Below are 14,826 nucleotides of genomic sequence, written 5' to 3' on the forward strand. Positions count from 1 at the left end.
AAAAACGATTATAATAAAGATGTCAATTGAAATATTTTCTAAAAATTAAACACTAGTGAAAAAAAATAAATAAATTCAAATTTAGGAGGAATATATTATGAGACAAATAGCTATTTATGGAAAAGGTGGAATAGGTAAATCTACAACCACACAAAATTTAACTGCAGGTTTATCTGAAATAGGAAAAAAGGTTATGGTAGTTGGATGTGATCCAAAGGCAGATTCTACAAGGCTGCTTTTAGGTGGACTTGCACAGAGGACAGTACTGGATACTTTAAGGGAAGAAGGAGAAGATGTAGATTTAAATTATATATTAAAAAAAGGATTCAATGGAATAAAGTGCGTAGAATCAGGCGGACCTGAACCAGGTGTAGGATGCGCTGGAAGAGGTATTATAACATCTATAAACATGCTTGAAAGACTTGGCGCATACACTGAAGATTTGGATTATGTTTTTTATGATGTTCTAGGAGATGTTGTATGCGGTGGTTTTGCTATGCCAATTCGTGAAGGAAAGGCAAAAGAAATATATATTGTGGCTAGTGGAGAAATGATGGCACTATATGCAGCAAATAATATATCAAAGGGAATAAAAAAATATGCCAATAAAGGCGGCGTTAGATTAGGTGGAATTATATGCAACAGCAGAAAAGTAGACAATGAAAGGAGAGTATTGGAGGCATTTGCAGAGGAATTAGGTACACAGCTTATTTATTTTGTACCAAGAGACAATGTAGTTCAAAGGGCAGAAATTAATAAACAAACTGTAATACAATTTGATTCTAAATCAAATCAGGCAAATGAATACAGATCACTAGCAGAGGCAATAGAAAAAAATAAGAACTTTGTAATTCCGAAGCCTATGTCACAAAAAAGGTTAGAAGAAATAATTTTGGAACATGGATTGGTAGAGCAGGTAGTATAAAATACCATAATTGGAAAGTTAATGAGGAGGCAAAATTAATGAAATTTAATCTTAAAACTTCAGTAGTAAAAACTCGTGAACAGCGGCTTGGAACTATTATTGGATGGAAAACTGGAAAGGCTTCAGAACTTTCCAGGGATTCTGCTTATACGTGTTCAGGTTGTAAAGGAAATGGCGGAAAAAGGTTGTGTGAAGCTTCAGGACCCTTTACCCAAGGTTCTACTTGTAGTGAACAAATGGTAGAATGTCAAGCTGGAAATGTAAGGGATGCAGTATTAATTCAACATGCCCCAATAGGTTGTGGTACAGGACAGGTAGCTTATAATTCCATATATAGAAATGGTCTTGCTATTAGAAATTTACCTGTTGAAAATATACAAATAATAAATACAAATATAAAAGAAACTGATATGGTGTTTGGTGCACTAGACAAGTTGGAACAATCCATAAAGGATGCATGGAATAGACATCATCCTAAAGCAATTTTTGTTGCTACTTCATGTGCTTCGGGAATTATAGGAGAGGATATAGATAGTGTTGCAACTAAAATGCAAGAGGAACTTAGAATACCTGTTGTACCAATGCCATGTGAAGGTTTTATGTCAAAGCACTGGAGTACTGGTTTTGATGCTACACAGCATGGAATTCTAAGGCAGATAGTAAATAAAAACCCTAAAAAGCAAGAAAACCTTGTAAATGTAATTAATCTCTGGGGAAGTGATGTTTTTACTCCTATATTGGGGGAGCTTGGACTTAAAGTAAATTATGTTATTGATTTAGCTAAAGTAGAAGATTTGGAAAAGCTTTCAGAAGCTGCTGCAACCATTACGTTTTGTCATACATTATCTTCTTATATGGCAGCTGTTTTGGAAGAACAATTCGGAGTACCGGAAATTAAAGCACCACAACCTTATGGAATTGCAGGGACTGATGCATGGATAAGAGAAATTGCAAGGGTTACACATAGGGAAGAAAAAGCAGAAGCCTATATAGAGAGAGAGCATAAGAGAATAGCACCAAGGCTTAAAGAACTTAAAGAACTTTTAAAAGGCAAAAAAGGTTACGCAGCTACAGGTTCAGCATATTCTCATGGACTTATTGCAGTACTCAAGGAACTTGGAATTCAAGTTGATGGTTCCCTTGTATTTCACCATGATCCTGTATATGACAGTAATGACCCAAATAAAGACTCTTTAAAATTTTTGGTGGATAACTACGATGATGTTCCTAATTTTAGCGTGAGCAATAGACAGCAGTTTCAGTTTTATGGATTACTAAAAAATGTGAATCCAGACTTTATTCTTATAAGACATAATGGTTTAGCACCTCTTGCATCTCGTATGGGAATTCCAGCAGCACCACTTGGTGATGAACATCATGCAATAGGTTATCAGGGAATTCTAAATTTAGGGGAGACCATTCTTGAAATATTAGCTCATAAAAAATTTCATCAAGATTTGAAAGAACATGTAAAATTACCTTACACAAAGTGGTGGCTTGATCAGAAAGATCCATATATACTTGAAAAGCAAAATTATGCAGTGGAATAGGAGTGAAAATAGTGACGGATACAAAAAATGTAGAAAAATCAAATTCAATAGAACAGGTTAGATATGGATGTGCCATTGGAGCAATGCATAGTGTTTTTGCAATCCCAAGGGTTATTCCAATTACCCACTGCGGGCCAGGATGCGCTGATAAACAAACTTCTAACATATCCTTTTATAATGGATTTCAAGGAGGAGGTTATGGAGGTGGATCTGTTATACCAAGTACTAATATACACGAAAAAGAAGTAGTATTTGGAGGTGAAAATAGACTAAGAGAATTAATTGAATCTTCTTTTAAAGTCTTAGATGCAGATTTATTTGTAGTTATGACAGGGTGCATACCAGAAACTGTAGGAGATGATGTGGGATCTGTAGTAAGTGAGTTTCAAGATCAAGATTTACCTGTAGTATATGCTGAAACGGGAGGGTTTAAAGGAAATAATTTTACAGGACATGAACTTGTAACAGAGGCTATTATTGATCAGTATGTTGGAGATTATAAGGGACCTTTGAAAAAAGGACTTGTAAATGTATGGTCTCTTCTTCCATATCATAATACTTTTTGGAGAGGTGATCTTACAGAGATCAAAAGAATTTTGGAAGGTGTAGGCTTTGAAGTCAATATTTTATTTGGACATGAGAGCAGTGGAATTTCAGAATGGAAAAATATTAAAAAGGCACAGTTCAACCTTGTACTTTCTCCATGGCTTGGACTTAAAACTGCAGAACATTTGAAGAAAAAGTATGGTCAGCCCTACTTGCATATTCCTACAATTCCTATAGGAGCAAAGGAAACTAGCAGTTTTTTGAGAAAAGTAGTTGATTTTGCAGGAATAGATAAAAATAAAGCAGAAGAATTTATTGAGAGTGAAGAAAGAAAGTACTATAAATATTTAGAGGATTTTTCTGACTTTTATGCAGAGTATTGGTGGGGATTGCCAGCTAAATTTGCAATTGTAGGTGATAGTGCATACAACTTAGCTATAACAAAATTTTTAGTAAATCAGCTAGGACTTATACCTGCAAAGCAAATTGTAACTGAAAATCCACCAGAAAAATATAGAGATATTATTAGAGAAGAATACAAAAATATAGCAGAAGATGTTTCATTGGAAGTGGAATTTGAAGAAGACAGTTATACCATTCATGATAAAATAAGAAAAACTGATTTTGGACATAAACCTCCAATTATATTTGGAACTACGTGGGAAAGAGATCTAGCAAAAGAATTAAAAGGTTCTATAGTTGAAATAGGATTTCCAACCTCTTATGAGGTGGTTATATCAAAATCATATGTAGGCTACAGAGGAGCTCTTACTCTACTTGAAAAGATATATACTACTATAGTTAGTGCTAGTGCCTAGTTTTAAGCAACAATAAAAGATATGGATTTTAATCTCATATTAAAAAATTGTAAATTAAATATTGACATATTAAAATGTGGCTAATATAATAGTATATAACATATACGAATAGTATGAAATATCTAAGGAAAATTTGAAAAACTTAATATGATATATTCTTATCAAGAGAGGTGGAGGGATTGGCCCTTTGAAGCCTCGGCAGCGGATTCTTTTTTAGAATACTGTGCCAAATCCAACAAAATTATTTTTGAGAGATAAGAAGAGCAGTATTTATAATGTATTGAAACCTCTTCTTTTGTAGAAGAGGTTTTTATTTTCAAATATTGGGATTAAAGTGGAGGGGGTAATGTGATAAATAGTAGTAGAGGTAAGGCTGGTATTTCACAAGAAAATTTAAATAAACTTTTAGAAATGTTGAAAACTGTTAAATATGGTTCTGTAATTTTAGTTATTCAGGATGGGGTAGTGGTACAAATAGAAAAAAATGAAAAGTTGAGACTAGTGTAGATTAGGAAGTGAACAAATTATATTTTCAACTTTTAAAGTATAAAAATACTAAGAATTTTTCAAAACTGAGTATTGACATTATTGAAAATAAACAATATAATCATAGTTAACATATATGATTAATAATAAATACTTAAAATTAAATAGAAAACTTAACAGATTTGTTCTTATCAAGAGCGGCGGAGGGACTGGCCCTGTGAAGCCCGACAACCGGCATTATGTATCGGTGTCAATTCCTGCAGAGTAAATTATAGGACTCTGGAAGATAAGAAAAATAGTGAATTTACAAAATTCCATTAAAAAGGCTATTTTTCTTATATTAAGAAAAATAGCCTTTTAAATTTGTGTACATTAATAGTTTTGGAATTTTAATTAAGTTGTTTCAAAATGATTTCATTATTGAATTTCACAACTAATAGTTAAAGCATAAAGTCAATAAGGAGAAAAAGGCTTATGTAGTAAAAATTAATATTAATGCAAAAAATCCTAAAATAATCGTTTTTTAGTTTATTTACAATATTAATAACAAGATTATAATTGGGATTTAAAATATAAAAAGGAGGATACCAGAATGAGTGTAGAAAGTGTGAGAAATTTTTTTAAAGAGAGGAATCAAGAAGATCCAGTATTTGAATTGGAGGACAGTGGGGCTACAGTGGATCTTGCAGCTCAGGTTATAGGTGTAGAAGCTAAGTTTATTGCTAAAACACTGGCATTTAAATTAAAGGAAAAGGATATATTGGTTGTAACTCGCGGCGATGCTAGAATAGATAATAAAAAATTTAGGACTTTTTTTAAAACAAAAGCCAAAATGCTTGATTTAAATGAAGTTGAAGAGGTAACAGGGCATCCAGTTGGGGGCGTGTGTCCATTTGGATTGAAAAATCCTATAGATGTTTATGTAGATGTATCCATAAAAGATTTTGATTTTGTATATCCAGCAGCAGGTTCGAGAACAACTGCACTTAAAATATCGCCAGAAAGCATTCAAGGGCTTACTAATGCTGAATGGGTTGATGTATGTCAAGAGTAGGTACATCAACTAGGGAAATATATATTATGTGATATTTCAAAGGTATAACATTTTTTACAATAGAACGGCTATTGAAAGCATTACAGAACATCCATCTGTAGTTAAAAAAATAAAAAGAAATTAAATATACAACATATGAAGTAAAATCGGAGGTCAAAAAATGATAAGAAACTTAAAAAGAGTGATTGGAATAAGCTTAATATTTGCAACAATATTTTCATTATTTGTAGGATGTGGAACAAAGAAAGAGGCTCAAAAACAAACTACATTACTAGATAAAATAAAACAATCAGGAAAAATAAGTGTAGGTTTGATGGGAACATATCCACCATATAACTTTCTAAATAAAAATAATGAGATAGATGGTTTTGATGCTGACATTGCCAAAGAAATTGCAAAGAGAATTGGAGTAAAGGCGGAGTTTGTTAGTAACGATTGGTCAAGCATGGTTGGTGGATTAGAGAAAGGAAAGTTTGATGTAGTAATAAGTCAAATGACTATTACAGATGAAAGAAAAAAGACAATGGATTTTTCTGATCCATATATCAAGAATTCTGTTAGTGCAATTGTACGTCAAGATAATAATTCAATAAAATCTATACAAGATTTTAAGGGGAAGAAAATAGGAGTAGGACTTGGAACAAATGACGAAAAGTACCTTAGAGATGAAGTAATGCCTAAGGTAGGAAATTTTCAGATAGTTACATATAATGATGTCATAACTACTTTACTTGATTTAAATACTGGAAGAATAGATGCTACAGTTAATAATATGTTTGCAATTAAACCTGAAATTGATAAAAATAATATAAAAGTTAAAGCTGTAGGAGAAGCACTTAAAAATGATTATGCAGGAGTTGCAATGAAAAAAAATAATCCTGAACTTCTAAATTCAATTAATAAATCTTTAAAGGATATGAAATCTGATGGAACGTATAAACAAATATTTAAGAAGTGGTTTGGAGTGGACCCTACATTATAGTAAATTAGCTATATTACGTGAGGGGGAATTAATATGAATTTAGTTATTGAAGATGTTAGATATTTGTTAGAAGGAACATATTACACTATGTTAATTACTATTGTGTCTATGGTATTTGGATTATTAATTGGTTTTTTTATATGTATGTTACGGTTATCAGAAAAAAAACTGTTAGTAATATTGGCAAAATTTTATGTTTCAGTAATTCGAGGAACTCCTTTATTAGTACAAATTTTTATAATATACTATGGATTGCCTGATTTTGGCATAACGCTTAAACCACTTACTGCCGCATTTATTTCACTTAGTATAAATATAGGGGCGTTTTTGTCAGAAACTATAAGAGGTGCTATTATATCAATTCCTAAAGGACAAATGGAGGCAGCAGTAAGTGTAGGAATGACTTATTGGCAGGCAATGAAAAGAATTATATTGCCTCAAGCGTTAAGAGTAGCAATTCCACCTATGGGAAATACTTTTATAGGTATGCTTAAGGAAACTTCGTTAGTTTCAGTTATTACTGTTACTGAATTACTGAGGGCTTCTCAATTATTAATTTCCAAATATTTAGTTGTTATGCCATTTTATCTTGCAATTGCTTTGATTTATTGGATTATGAGTACATTATTTTCTATTATTTTAGCAACTATTGAGAAAAGATTATCAGTAATGTATTGATATTTTTACAAAAAATATAGACTCGATTTTAAATTTATGACTTTCAACAGTTCTGGAACTCTTGATTTGAATGAAGTTGAAGAAATAACAGGATATCCAGTTGAGGGGATTTATTTGAACTTAAAAATCTTATAGATGCATCTATATAAAACTTTGATTTTGTATATCGATCAGTATGTTCAAGAGTAAATGCATTTAAGATATCGCCAGAAAGCATTTGATGGCTTACTAATGCTGAATTGGTTGATGTATGCCAAGAGTAAATAATCATATTTTAGGAGTTGCTTTAAAATGATAAAAATTAAAAATTTATATAAAAGATTTAATAACAATACTGTTTTAAATGGTATTAATTTAGAAATAAAGAAGGGAGAGGTTATTGTAATTATTGGACCATCTGGTACAGGAAAATCAACCTTATTAAGGTGTATAAACTATTTGGAAACTCCAGATAAAGGAACTATAGAGATAGAAAATTTAAAAGTAGATTTGGAAAAAATAAATAAAGGACAAATACATGAACTGAGAAAACATACGGCTATGGTATTTCAAAGTTATAACCTTTTTAATAATAAAACGGCTATTGAAAATATTACAGAGCATCTATCTGTAGTTAAAAAAATAAATAAAAATGAAGCAGAAAAAATGGCGATAGACATATTAAGACAAGTTGGGTTAGAAGATAAAAAAGACTACTATCCTTCACAACTATCAGGTGGTCAGCAGCAGAGAATTGGAATAGGTAGAGCTATGGCTGTTAGTCCAGATATAATGCTATTTGATGAACCTACATCAGCATTAGATCCTGAATTAGTTGGAGAAGTACTAGAGGTTATAAAAAAACTTGCAGAAAAAGATACCACAATGATTATTGTAACTCATGAAATGAGATTTGCTAGAGAAGCCGCAGACAGAGTTATTTTTATGGATAGTGGAAATATAGTAGAAGAAGGAACTCCAAAAGAAGTGTTTGATAATCCTAAAAATCCACGAACTATAAAATTTTTAAGACAAGTTCAATTTAATTAAGTATAGGGAGATTTAAATTTGTGATTTTTAAGATTAAGAAAGCTTTAAAATAATTTATATAATACTATTTTTAATATAGCAGGAGGTTATTTATTATGAAAAAGATTGGTTTATTAATAAGTGCAATATTGATATTTACTTTTTCTTTTGCAGGGTGTGCAAGTACTAAAAATACAGGAACTACTCAAGCTAGTAGTGATAATTTACTAGCAAAAATTAAAAAAGATGGAAAAATTAAAATAGGTACAGAAGGAACTTATGCACCATATACTTTTCATGATAAAAATGGAAAGTTAACAGGTTTTGATGTTGAAATATCAGAAGAGGTGGCTAAGCGTCTTGGTGTAAAAGCTGAATTTATTGAAACAAAGTGGGATGGCATGTTTGCAGGCTTAAATTCTAAAAGATTTGATGCTGTAGCTAATGAAGTTACAATAAATGATGAACGTAAGCAAAAATATGATTTTTCAGATTCTTATATAGTTTCTAGGGCAGTATTGATTGTAAGTAATGATAATAATAGTATTACAAAGTTTGAAGATTTAAAAGGTAAAAAGGCTGCAGAATCTTTAACTAGTAGTGGTGAAAAGGTGGCAAAATCTTATGGCGCTGAAATTGTGGTAGATGATGGATTTAATCAAGCTATTGATCTTATAACTTCTAAGAGGGCAGATGCTGTTGTTAATGATAGCTTATCATTTCTAGATTATAAGAAACAAAAACCTGATACTCCTATAAAAGTAGTGGCAAAGAGTGAAAAACCAGATGTTAATGCATTTGTGTTTAATAAGGGTAATAAGGAATTATTAGATGCTGTTAATAAGGCCATATCAGATATGAAAGCAGATGGAACATATCTAAAAATTTCTAAAAAGTGGTTTAATGAAGATGTATCAAAGTAAGATGGTGATAAAATGAATTTTGATGATAAAACATTAAAAATGATACAAATACTGGCAGATTCTTTTTTTCCATTACTGAAGGCTGGTTTACAATTTACAGTACCGCTTACACTAATATCTTTTATTCTTGGATTGATTCTTGCTTTATTAACAGCTTTGGCCCGAATATCAGATTTTAAATCACTTGTATCATTAGCTCGTTTTTATGTTTGGGTTATAAGGGGAACTCCATTACTAGTTCAACTATTTATTATATTTTATGGATTGCCAGCAGTTGGTATAACAATAAATCCGATGATATCAGCTATTATTGGATTTACCTTAAATGCAGGAGCATATAATTCTGAAGTAATCAGAGCTGCTATTTTGTCAATACCTAAAGGGCAATGGGAGGCAGCACTTTCTATAAATATGACAAACAGACAAGCAATTCGACGTATTATACTACCTCAGGCAGTACGGGTTTCTGTACCACCTTTGGCTAATTCTTTTATATCATTAGTCAAAGATACTTCACTTGCTGCTACAATTACTTTAACTGAAATGTTTCAGGTAGCACAAAGAATAACAGCAACAACTTATGAACCATTGCTGTTATATTGCGAAACTGCATTTATATATTTAATATTTTGTACAGTATTATCTTCAATTCAAAATAACATGGAAAAAAGGGTAGGAAAATACGTATAGTATTATATCTATTGTGAAAGGTAAAAGAAATCATAGTTGGCATAAGCAAATCAATGCATAAGAAGGTAGGTGTAAATATCAATTGTGTAGAAAAACAGTCCAAACATTGTGCCGTATGTGTGATGAACACTGTGGTATAAATGTTCATCTTAAAGATAATACAATAATAAAAGTAAATGGCTATGATAAACATCTTTGGAATGAAGGTAGAATGTGTATAAAAGGATTATCAAGCATTGATATGTTTTATGCACCTGACCGTATATTAACTCCACTAAAAAAACAAAGCATGGGTTTAAAGAAATAAGTCTTCAACAAGCATTAAATGAAATAAGTGAAAAAATGATAAAAATTAAAGAAAAGTATGGAACTAGAAGTTTAGGTGTATGGAAAGGAGAAGCTATAGGTACTGCTCAGCAGGAACAGATAGTACGAAGGTTTTGCAGTGCTTGGGGGACTCCTAACTATTTTTCAAATGATTCAGAGTGTTTTTTGGGAAGATGGATGGGATATTCACTTGTATGTGGTAACTGGACTAGTGTTGATTTTTTGAATTCTAAATGTATTATTTTATGGGGGAGTAATCCAAGTTATTCACACCCTAATACAGCAGCATTAATCATGAAGGCAAAAAAGCATGGTGCAAAACTAATTGTAATAGATTCAAGATTATCTCAAATTGCAAAACAAGCTGATATATTTGTTCAAATAAAACCAGGTACAGATGGTGCTTTAGCGTTAGGAATTTGCAGAGAATTAATTAAGAATAAATTGTTTGATTACAAATTTATAGAAAGTTACACTATTGGTTTTAATGATTTTAAGAATTATGTAGAAGGTTTTAATCCACAATTTGTAAAGAAGGAAACAGGAGTAAATATAGGTGTAATAAAAAAAATAGTTAAGTTTATAGGAAATAGTATTCCAAGTGTTGGAATTTATGTAGGCGTAGGATTAGAACATCATGAAAATGGTGTAAATAACATTAGAGCTGTAGCCTGTATTAATGGATTAACAGGATCTTTTGATGCTAAAGGAGGAAATCTTATACCTGAACCAATAAATATGAGCAAATTAACTCTTTATGATGAAATTCATCTTGAAAATTTAGAGCCTATAGGTTTTGATAAGTTTCCAATGCTGTATAATCTTAGAAAAGAAGCACACACTATGACTGCTATGGATACTATACTTACAGAAAAACCATATCCATTAAAAGGAATGATTATAACTGCAGCTAATCCTGTAATTACTAATCCCAATTCTTTAAAGGTAAGAAAAGCATTAAAAAGCTTAGAATTACTTGTTGTTAGAGAATTATTTATGTCAGAAACTGCCGAATTAGCAGATTATATATTACCTGCTGCATCTTTTTTAGAAAGATCTGAATTACATTGTCATACGAGTATTCAAGCTGTTAATTTAACTAAAAAAGTAGCAAGTATTGATAATTGTCAAAGTGAATATGAGTTTTGGCATGACATAGCTCATAGGATTGGCATAGGTAAATATTTTCCTTGGAATAATGAAAAGGAATTAAATGAATGGCTTATAAAGCCTACAGGTATATCATTGCAGGAAATAGAAGGACATTCAGAAGGATTAGTATATAAACCTATAGTATATTCTAAATGGATAGAAAAGAATGATAAACCCTTTAATACTATATCAGGAAAAATAGAATTCATATATAAGCATCAAAAAGATCAAAGTTATGTTAATGAGCTTCCAGAATATAAATCTCCATCGTATATAACAAAATTTAATAAAAAGTATCCATTTGTTTTGATTTCAGGTGCGAGAAAACTTGTATATTATAATAGTAGAAATCGTAATTTGAAATTGTTAAATAAAACAGGACAAAAACCTGAAATTGAAATACATCCTTTAGATGCAAAAAAATTAGGTGTAAAGAATAAAGATATGGTAAAAGTTATTTCAGCTGTAGGTGATATAAATATAGCTGTTAAAATTGTAGAAAAGGGTGAAATTATGAGAGGTGTGGTACAGGTCACTCATGGGTGGAAGAATGCAAATATTAATCAAATTACTCATGATAATATTAATGATCCAATTAGTGGATTTCCATTAATGAAATCTGTACAAGTAAATATAGTAAAGTTATAAGATTTATTTATAATAGTTGACCAGATATACTGGAGGCTATGCGAGTTTATTTAACTTATGCATAGTCTTTTTTATTTTTAATTTTAAGGAGGTAATAAATTTGAGTGTTAACATAAAATCACCAGAAGTTGAAATTAGAGAAACGAGACTTGGTTCAATTACAGGATTTTATGGAAGTGCATCTGAGCTTTGTAATGGATCAAAAGGAGGAAGGCTTTGCGATAGAAAACATTTTTTTAGTCAATGCCTAGGGTGCAGTTCAGGCAATGCATTATGTCAATTAGTCATGATACAGGATGCAGTTGTTATAAATCATGCTCCAATTGGTTGTTCAGCTGATTTTTCAGATTTTAATTTTACAAATAGAGTAGGACAAGGTAAGAGAAATATCCCATTTAGAGATGCCAAATTATTAAGTACAAATATAACTGAGAAAGACACAATATATGGTGGAGGAGAAAAATTAAAAAGAACTATAAAAGAGGCATATGATAGGTTTAAGCCAAATGCAATTTTTATAACAACTTCCTGTGCATCAGGAATTATAGGCGATGATGTAGATTCCATAGCTGAAGAAGCAGAGGATCAGTTAAAGATACCTATTGTGTACATTCCCTGTGAAGGATTTAAATCTAAAATTTGGACTACAGGTTTTGATGCAGCATATCACGGGATAGTTAGAAAGATAGTAAAACCACCAGTTAAAAAAAGAAAAGATGTGATAAATGTAATTAATTTTTGGGGCAGCGATATTTTTACTGACTTATTTGGGAGAATAGGCTTAAAACCCAATTATATAATACCATTTTCTACAATTGCTCAATTGGAAAAAATATCTGAAGCAGCAGCTACTGTACAAATTTGTCCTACACTTGGGACTTATCTGGCTGCAGCCCTTGAGCAAGAGTATGGAGTACCAGAAGTTAAGGCACCGCCTGCTTATGGAATACAGGGAACAGATAAATGGTTTAGAGAGCTTGGAAGAATAACAGGAAAAGAAAAAGAGGTAGAAGAATTAATTAAATCAGAAAAAGAAAGAATATATCCTGAACTTGAAGAATTGAGAGGAAAATTAAAAGGAAAGAGAGCCTATGTTACAGCAGGTGCTGCTCATGGACACAGTTTAATTTCTCTTTTAAGTGATCTTGGTATGGAAGTTGTAGGTGCATCTATATTTCATCATGATCCTTGCTATGATAATGGATCACAGGAGGGAAAAAGTCTAGAGCATGTAGTTGAAACTTATGGAGATATAAAACATTTTAGTGTATGTAATAAACAAGCATATGAACTTGTAAACTCTTTAAATAAACTGAAACCTGATGTATTTATTGCACGTCATGGTGGTATGTCTATATGGGGAGCTAAACTTGGAATACCAACGTTTTTGATGGGTGATGAACAATTTGGAATAGGATATCAAGGACTAATAAATTATGGAAATAAAGTTTTGGATGTACTTGAAACTCCAGAGTTTGTGAAGAATATTGCTGCTCATTCTAAACTTGTGTATACAAACTGGTGGCTTAATCAAGAGAATGATACTTTTTTAGGAGGTAAATAATTATGGCTAAAGTAATAGAACAACCTAGACATTATTGTACTCTTGGAGCACAACAATCTGTAATTGCAATAAATGGAGCAATACCAATACTTCATTCTGGACCAGGTTGTGGCGTGAAACTTTTTAGGGGACTTAGTGATGATTCTGGGTATCAGGGTACAGGATATTCTGGAGGTGGAACCATTCCGTGTACTAATTCTACTGAAAAAGAAATTGTATTTGGTGGAGAAAATAGATTAAGAGAGGTGATTGATGGGACTCTTAAAGTTTTAAAGGGTGAACTTTTTGTAGTTCTTACTGGATGTACATCAGATATAGTAGGTGATGATGTTGGACAGGTAGTACGTGACTATAAAGATAGAGGAATACCAATAGTATATGCTGAAACAGGTGGTTTTAAAGGCACAAACTTTAAAGGTCATGAAATTGTAATCAAAGCTATAATTGATCAATATTTGGGAGAAAAAATTCCTAATGTAAAAAAGGGACTCGTAAATGTTTGGACATCAGTTCCTTATCAAGATACCTTTTGGTCAGGAAATTTAAGTCAGATAAAATATCTTTTAGAAAGTATAGGGCTTAAAGTCGTCAATATACTGTTTGGACCAGAGTCTGGAGGAGTAAAGGAATGGAATACAATACCAGATGCTGAATTCAATCTTGTAGTTTCTCCATGGGTTGGAATTGAAATAGCAGAATTACTGAAGAAAAAATATGGTACACCTTATTTACATTATTCCGTGCCTCCTATAGGTGCTAGAGAAACTAGCAAATTTTTAAGAAGGGTAGCAGAATTTCTTGATTTGAATTCCGATAAAGTTGAAAACTTTATTAAAAAGGAAGAAGACAATTTTTATTATTATTTAGAAAGGTCGGCTGATTTTTTTCTTGAATTTAGATATAGTATACCAGGTAGATTTTTTAACATAACTGATTCTTTTTATGCACTTGGTATAAGTCAATTCTTGTTAAATGAGCTGGGTATTATTCCTGGTGAACAATATATAACAGATGCTGCACCAGAGAAATATCAAAAGGATATTAAGGATGAATTTGATAGTATTTCTAATACTAGAAAATTTGAAGTGATTTTTGAGGAAGATGGCGGCGAAATACATGACAGACTTAGAAAATATAATCATGGAACACATATACCACTCATTTTAGGTAGCTCATGGGATAGAGATATAGTTAGAGAATTAAATGCTTTTGGAATAAATATAACCCTTCCTGTTATGCATAGGCTTGTATTAAATGGAGGGTATTTAGGGTATAATGGCGGCTTAAGATTAATTGAAGATATATATGGGAATATATTAGAAACTTATAAGTAAAAATAAATATTATGTAAAAAATATTAGTTGATTAGAAAAACTGAAGGCTAAGGTTTGTTTCATAAAGAAACTACCTTGGTCTTTTTTATTTAGTAGGAATTTAAAACTTTTTTGCTCAAAAAAACATGCCGTTAGGCATTG

The 14,826-nt window shown here is 31.4% G+C and carries 14 protein-coding genes and 2 riboswitches; all 14 genes read left to right on the top strand.

Features of this window, described 5'->3' with window-relative positions:
* Positions 1 to 97: 97 nt before the first annotated feature.
* Positions 98 to 925, top strand: a complete 828-nt coding sequence (nifH, locus tag EG57_RS0224285) for a nitrogenase iron protein (RefSeq protein WP_032079660.1) — start codon at positions 98 to 100, stop codon at positions 923 to 925.
* 38 nt (positions 926 to 963) lie between these two features.
* The gene (locus EG57_RS0224290; RefSeq protein ID WP_032079661.1) at positions 964 to 2,475 is read left to right on the top strand and encodes a nitrogenase component 1; all 1,512 of its coding nucleotides are present in this window, start codon (positions 964 to 966) and stop codon (positions 2,473 to 2,475) included.
* Positions 2,476 to 2,486: 11 nt separating this feature from the next.
* Positions 2,487 to 3,839, top strand: a complete 1,353-nt coding sequence (locus EG57_RS0224295; protein ID WP_108849503.1) for a nitrogenase component 1 — start codon at positions 2,487 to 2,489, stop codon at positions 3,837 to 3,839.
* 155 nt (positions 3,840 to 3,994) lie between these two features.
* Positions 3,995 to 4,100: riboswitch (SAM riboswitch) on the top strand.
* 87 nt (positions 4,101 to 4,187) lie between these two features.
* On the top strand, positions 4,188 to 4,346 hold the full coding sequence (locus EG57_RS26115; RefSeq protein WP_084572327.1) for a YezD family protein: 159 nt from the start codon (positions 4,188 to 4,190) through the stop codon (positions 4,344 to 4,346).
* 164 nt (positions 4,347 to 4,510) lie between these two features.
* Positions 4,511 to 4,618: riboswitch (SAM riboswitch) on the top strand.
* 299 nt (positions 4,619 to 4,917) lie between these two features.
* A complete protein-coding gene (locus EG57_RS0224300) occupies positions 4,918 to 5,379 on the top strand; it encodes a YbaK/EbsC family protein (protein WP_029160440.1) in 462 nt (153 codons plus the stop codon).
* Positions 5,380 to 5,539: 160 nt separating this feature from the next.
* The gene (locus EG57_RS0224305) at positions 5,540 to 6,361 is read left to right on the top strand and encodes a transporter substrate-binding domain-containing protein (RefSeq protein WP_032079663.1); all 822 of its coding nucleotides are present in this window, start codon (positions 5,540 to 5,542) and stop codon (positions 6,359 to 6,361) included.
* Positions 6,362 to 6,394: 33 nt separating this feature from the next.
* A complete protein-coding gene (locus EG57_RS0224310; protein ID WP_029160442.1) occupies positions 6,395 to 7,039 on the top strand; it encodes an amino acid ABC transporter permease in 645 nt (214 codons plus the stop codon).
* A 291-nt stretch (positions 7,040 to 7,330) separates the two neighbouring features.
* Entirely contained in the window at positions 7,331 to 8,068 is a 738-nt protein-coding gene (locus EG57_RS0224315; RefSeq protein WP_032079664.1) for an amino acid ABC transporter ATP-binding protein, read from the top strand.
* 95 nt (positions 8,069 to 8,163) lie between these two features.
* Complete coding sequence (locus EG57_RS0224320) at positions 8,164 to 8,970, top strand: amino acid ABC transporter substrate-binding protein (RefSeq protein ID WP_029160444.1); 807 nt, start codon at positions 8,164 to 8,166, stop codon at positions 8,968 to 8,970.
* A gap of 12 nt (positions 8,971 to 8,982) precedes the next feature.
* Positions 8,983 to 9,660 (top strand): amino acid ABC transporter permease, encoded by a 678-nt coding sequence (locus EG57_RS0224325; protein WP_029160445.1) that lies wholly within the window; start codon positions 8,983 to 8,985, stop codon positions 9,658 to 9,660.
* Positions 9,661 to 9,742: 82 nt separating this feature from the next.
* Positions 9,743 to 9,967, top strand: coding sequence for a hypothetical protein (locus EG57_RS0224330; protein WP_032079665.1), 225 nt, complete (start codon positions 9,743 to 9,745; stop codon positions 9,965 to 9,967).
* Between the two features lie 23 nt (positions 9,968 to 9,990).
* Positions 9,991 to 11,787, top strand: coding sequence for a molybdopterin-containing oxidoreductase family protein (locus tag EG57_RS0224335; protein ID WP_242859925.1), 1,797 nt, complete (start codon positions 9,991 to 9,993; stop codon positions 11,785 to 11,787).
* Positions 11,788 to 11,887: 100 nt separating this feature from the next.
* Entirely contained in the window at positions 11,888 to 13,351 is a 1,464-nt protein-coding gene (locus tag EG57_RS0224340; protein WP_032079667.1) for a nitrogenase component 1, read from the top strand.
* A 2-nt stretch (positions 13,352 to 13,353) separates the two neighbouring features.
* Positions 13,354 to 14,685 carry a nitrogenase component 1 gene (locus EG57_RS0224345; RefSeq protein ID WP_032079668.1) on the top strand — a complete coding sequence of 444 codons (1,332 nt, stop codon included), beginning with the start codon at positions 13,354 to 13,356 and terminating at the stop codon, positions 14,683 to 14,685.
* Positions 14,686 to 14,826: the final 141 nt, after the last annotated feature.

It is taken from the genome of Clostridium drakei (assembly GCF_000633595.2).
GTDB classification, from domain to species: Bacteria; Bacillota; Clostridia; order Clostridiales; family Clostridiaceae; genus Clostridium_AM; species Clostridium_AM drakei.

What these genes read in the sequence shown, in the direction of transcription:
- EG57_RS0224345 (WP_032079668.1), top strand. Translation starts at nt 13,354, where the DNA reads ATGGCTAAAGTAATAGAACAACCTAGACATTATTGTACTCTTGGAGCA.
- EG57_RS0224290 (WP_032079661.1), top strand. Translation starts at nt 964, where the DNA reads ATGAAATTTAATCTTAAAACTTCAGTAGTAAAAACTCGTGAACAGCGG.
- EG57_RS0224320 (WP_029160444.1), top strand. Translation starts at nt 8,164, where the DNA reads ATGAAAAAGATTGGTTTATTAATAAGTGCAATATTGATATTTACTTTT.
- EG57_RS0224315 (WP_032079664.1), top strand. Translation starts at nt 7,331, where the DNA reads ATGATAAAAATTAAAAATTTATATAAAAGATTTAATAACAATACTGTT.
- EG57_RS0224300 (WP_029160440.1), top strand. Translation starts at nt 4,918, where the DNA reads ATGAGTGTAGAAAGTGTGAGAAATTTTTTTAAAGAGAGGAATCAAGAA.
- nifH (WP_032079660.1), top strand. Translation starts at nt 98, where the DNA reads ATGAGACAAATAGCTATTTATGGAAAAGGTGGAATAGGTAAATCTACA.
- EG57_RS0224325 (WP_029160445.1), top strand. Translation starts at nt 8,983, where the DNA reads ATGAATTTTGATGATAAAACATTAAAAATGATACAAATACTGGCAGAT.
- EG57_RS0224310 (WP_029160442.1), top strand. Translation starts at nt 6,395, where the DNA reads ATGAATTTAGTTATTGAAGATGTTAGATATTTGTTAGAAGGAACATAT.
- EG57_RS0224305 (WP_032079663.1), top strand. Translation starts at nt 5,540, where the DNA reads ATGATAAGAAACTTAAAAAGAGTGATTGGAATAAGCTTAATATTTGCA.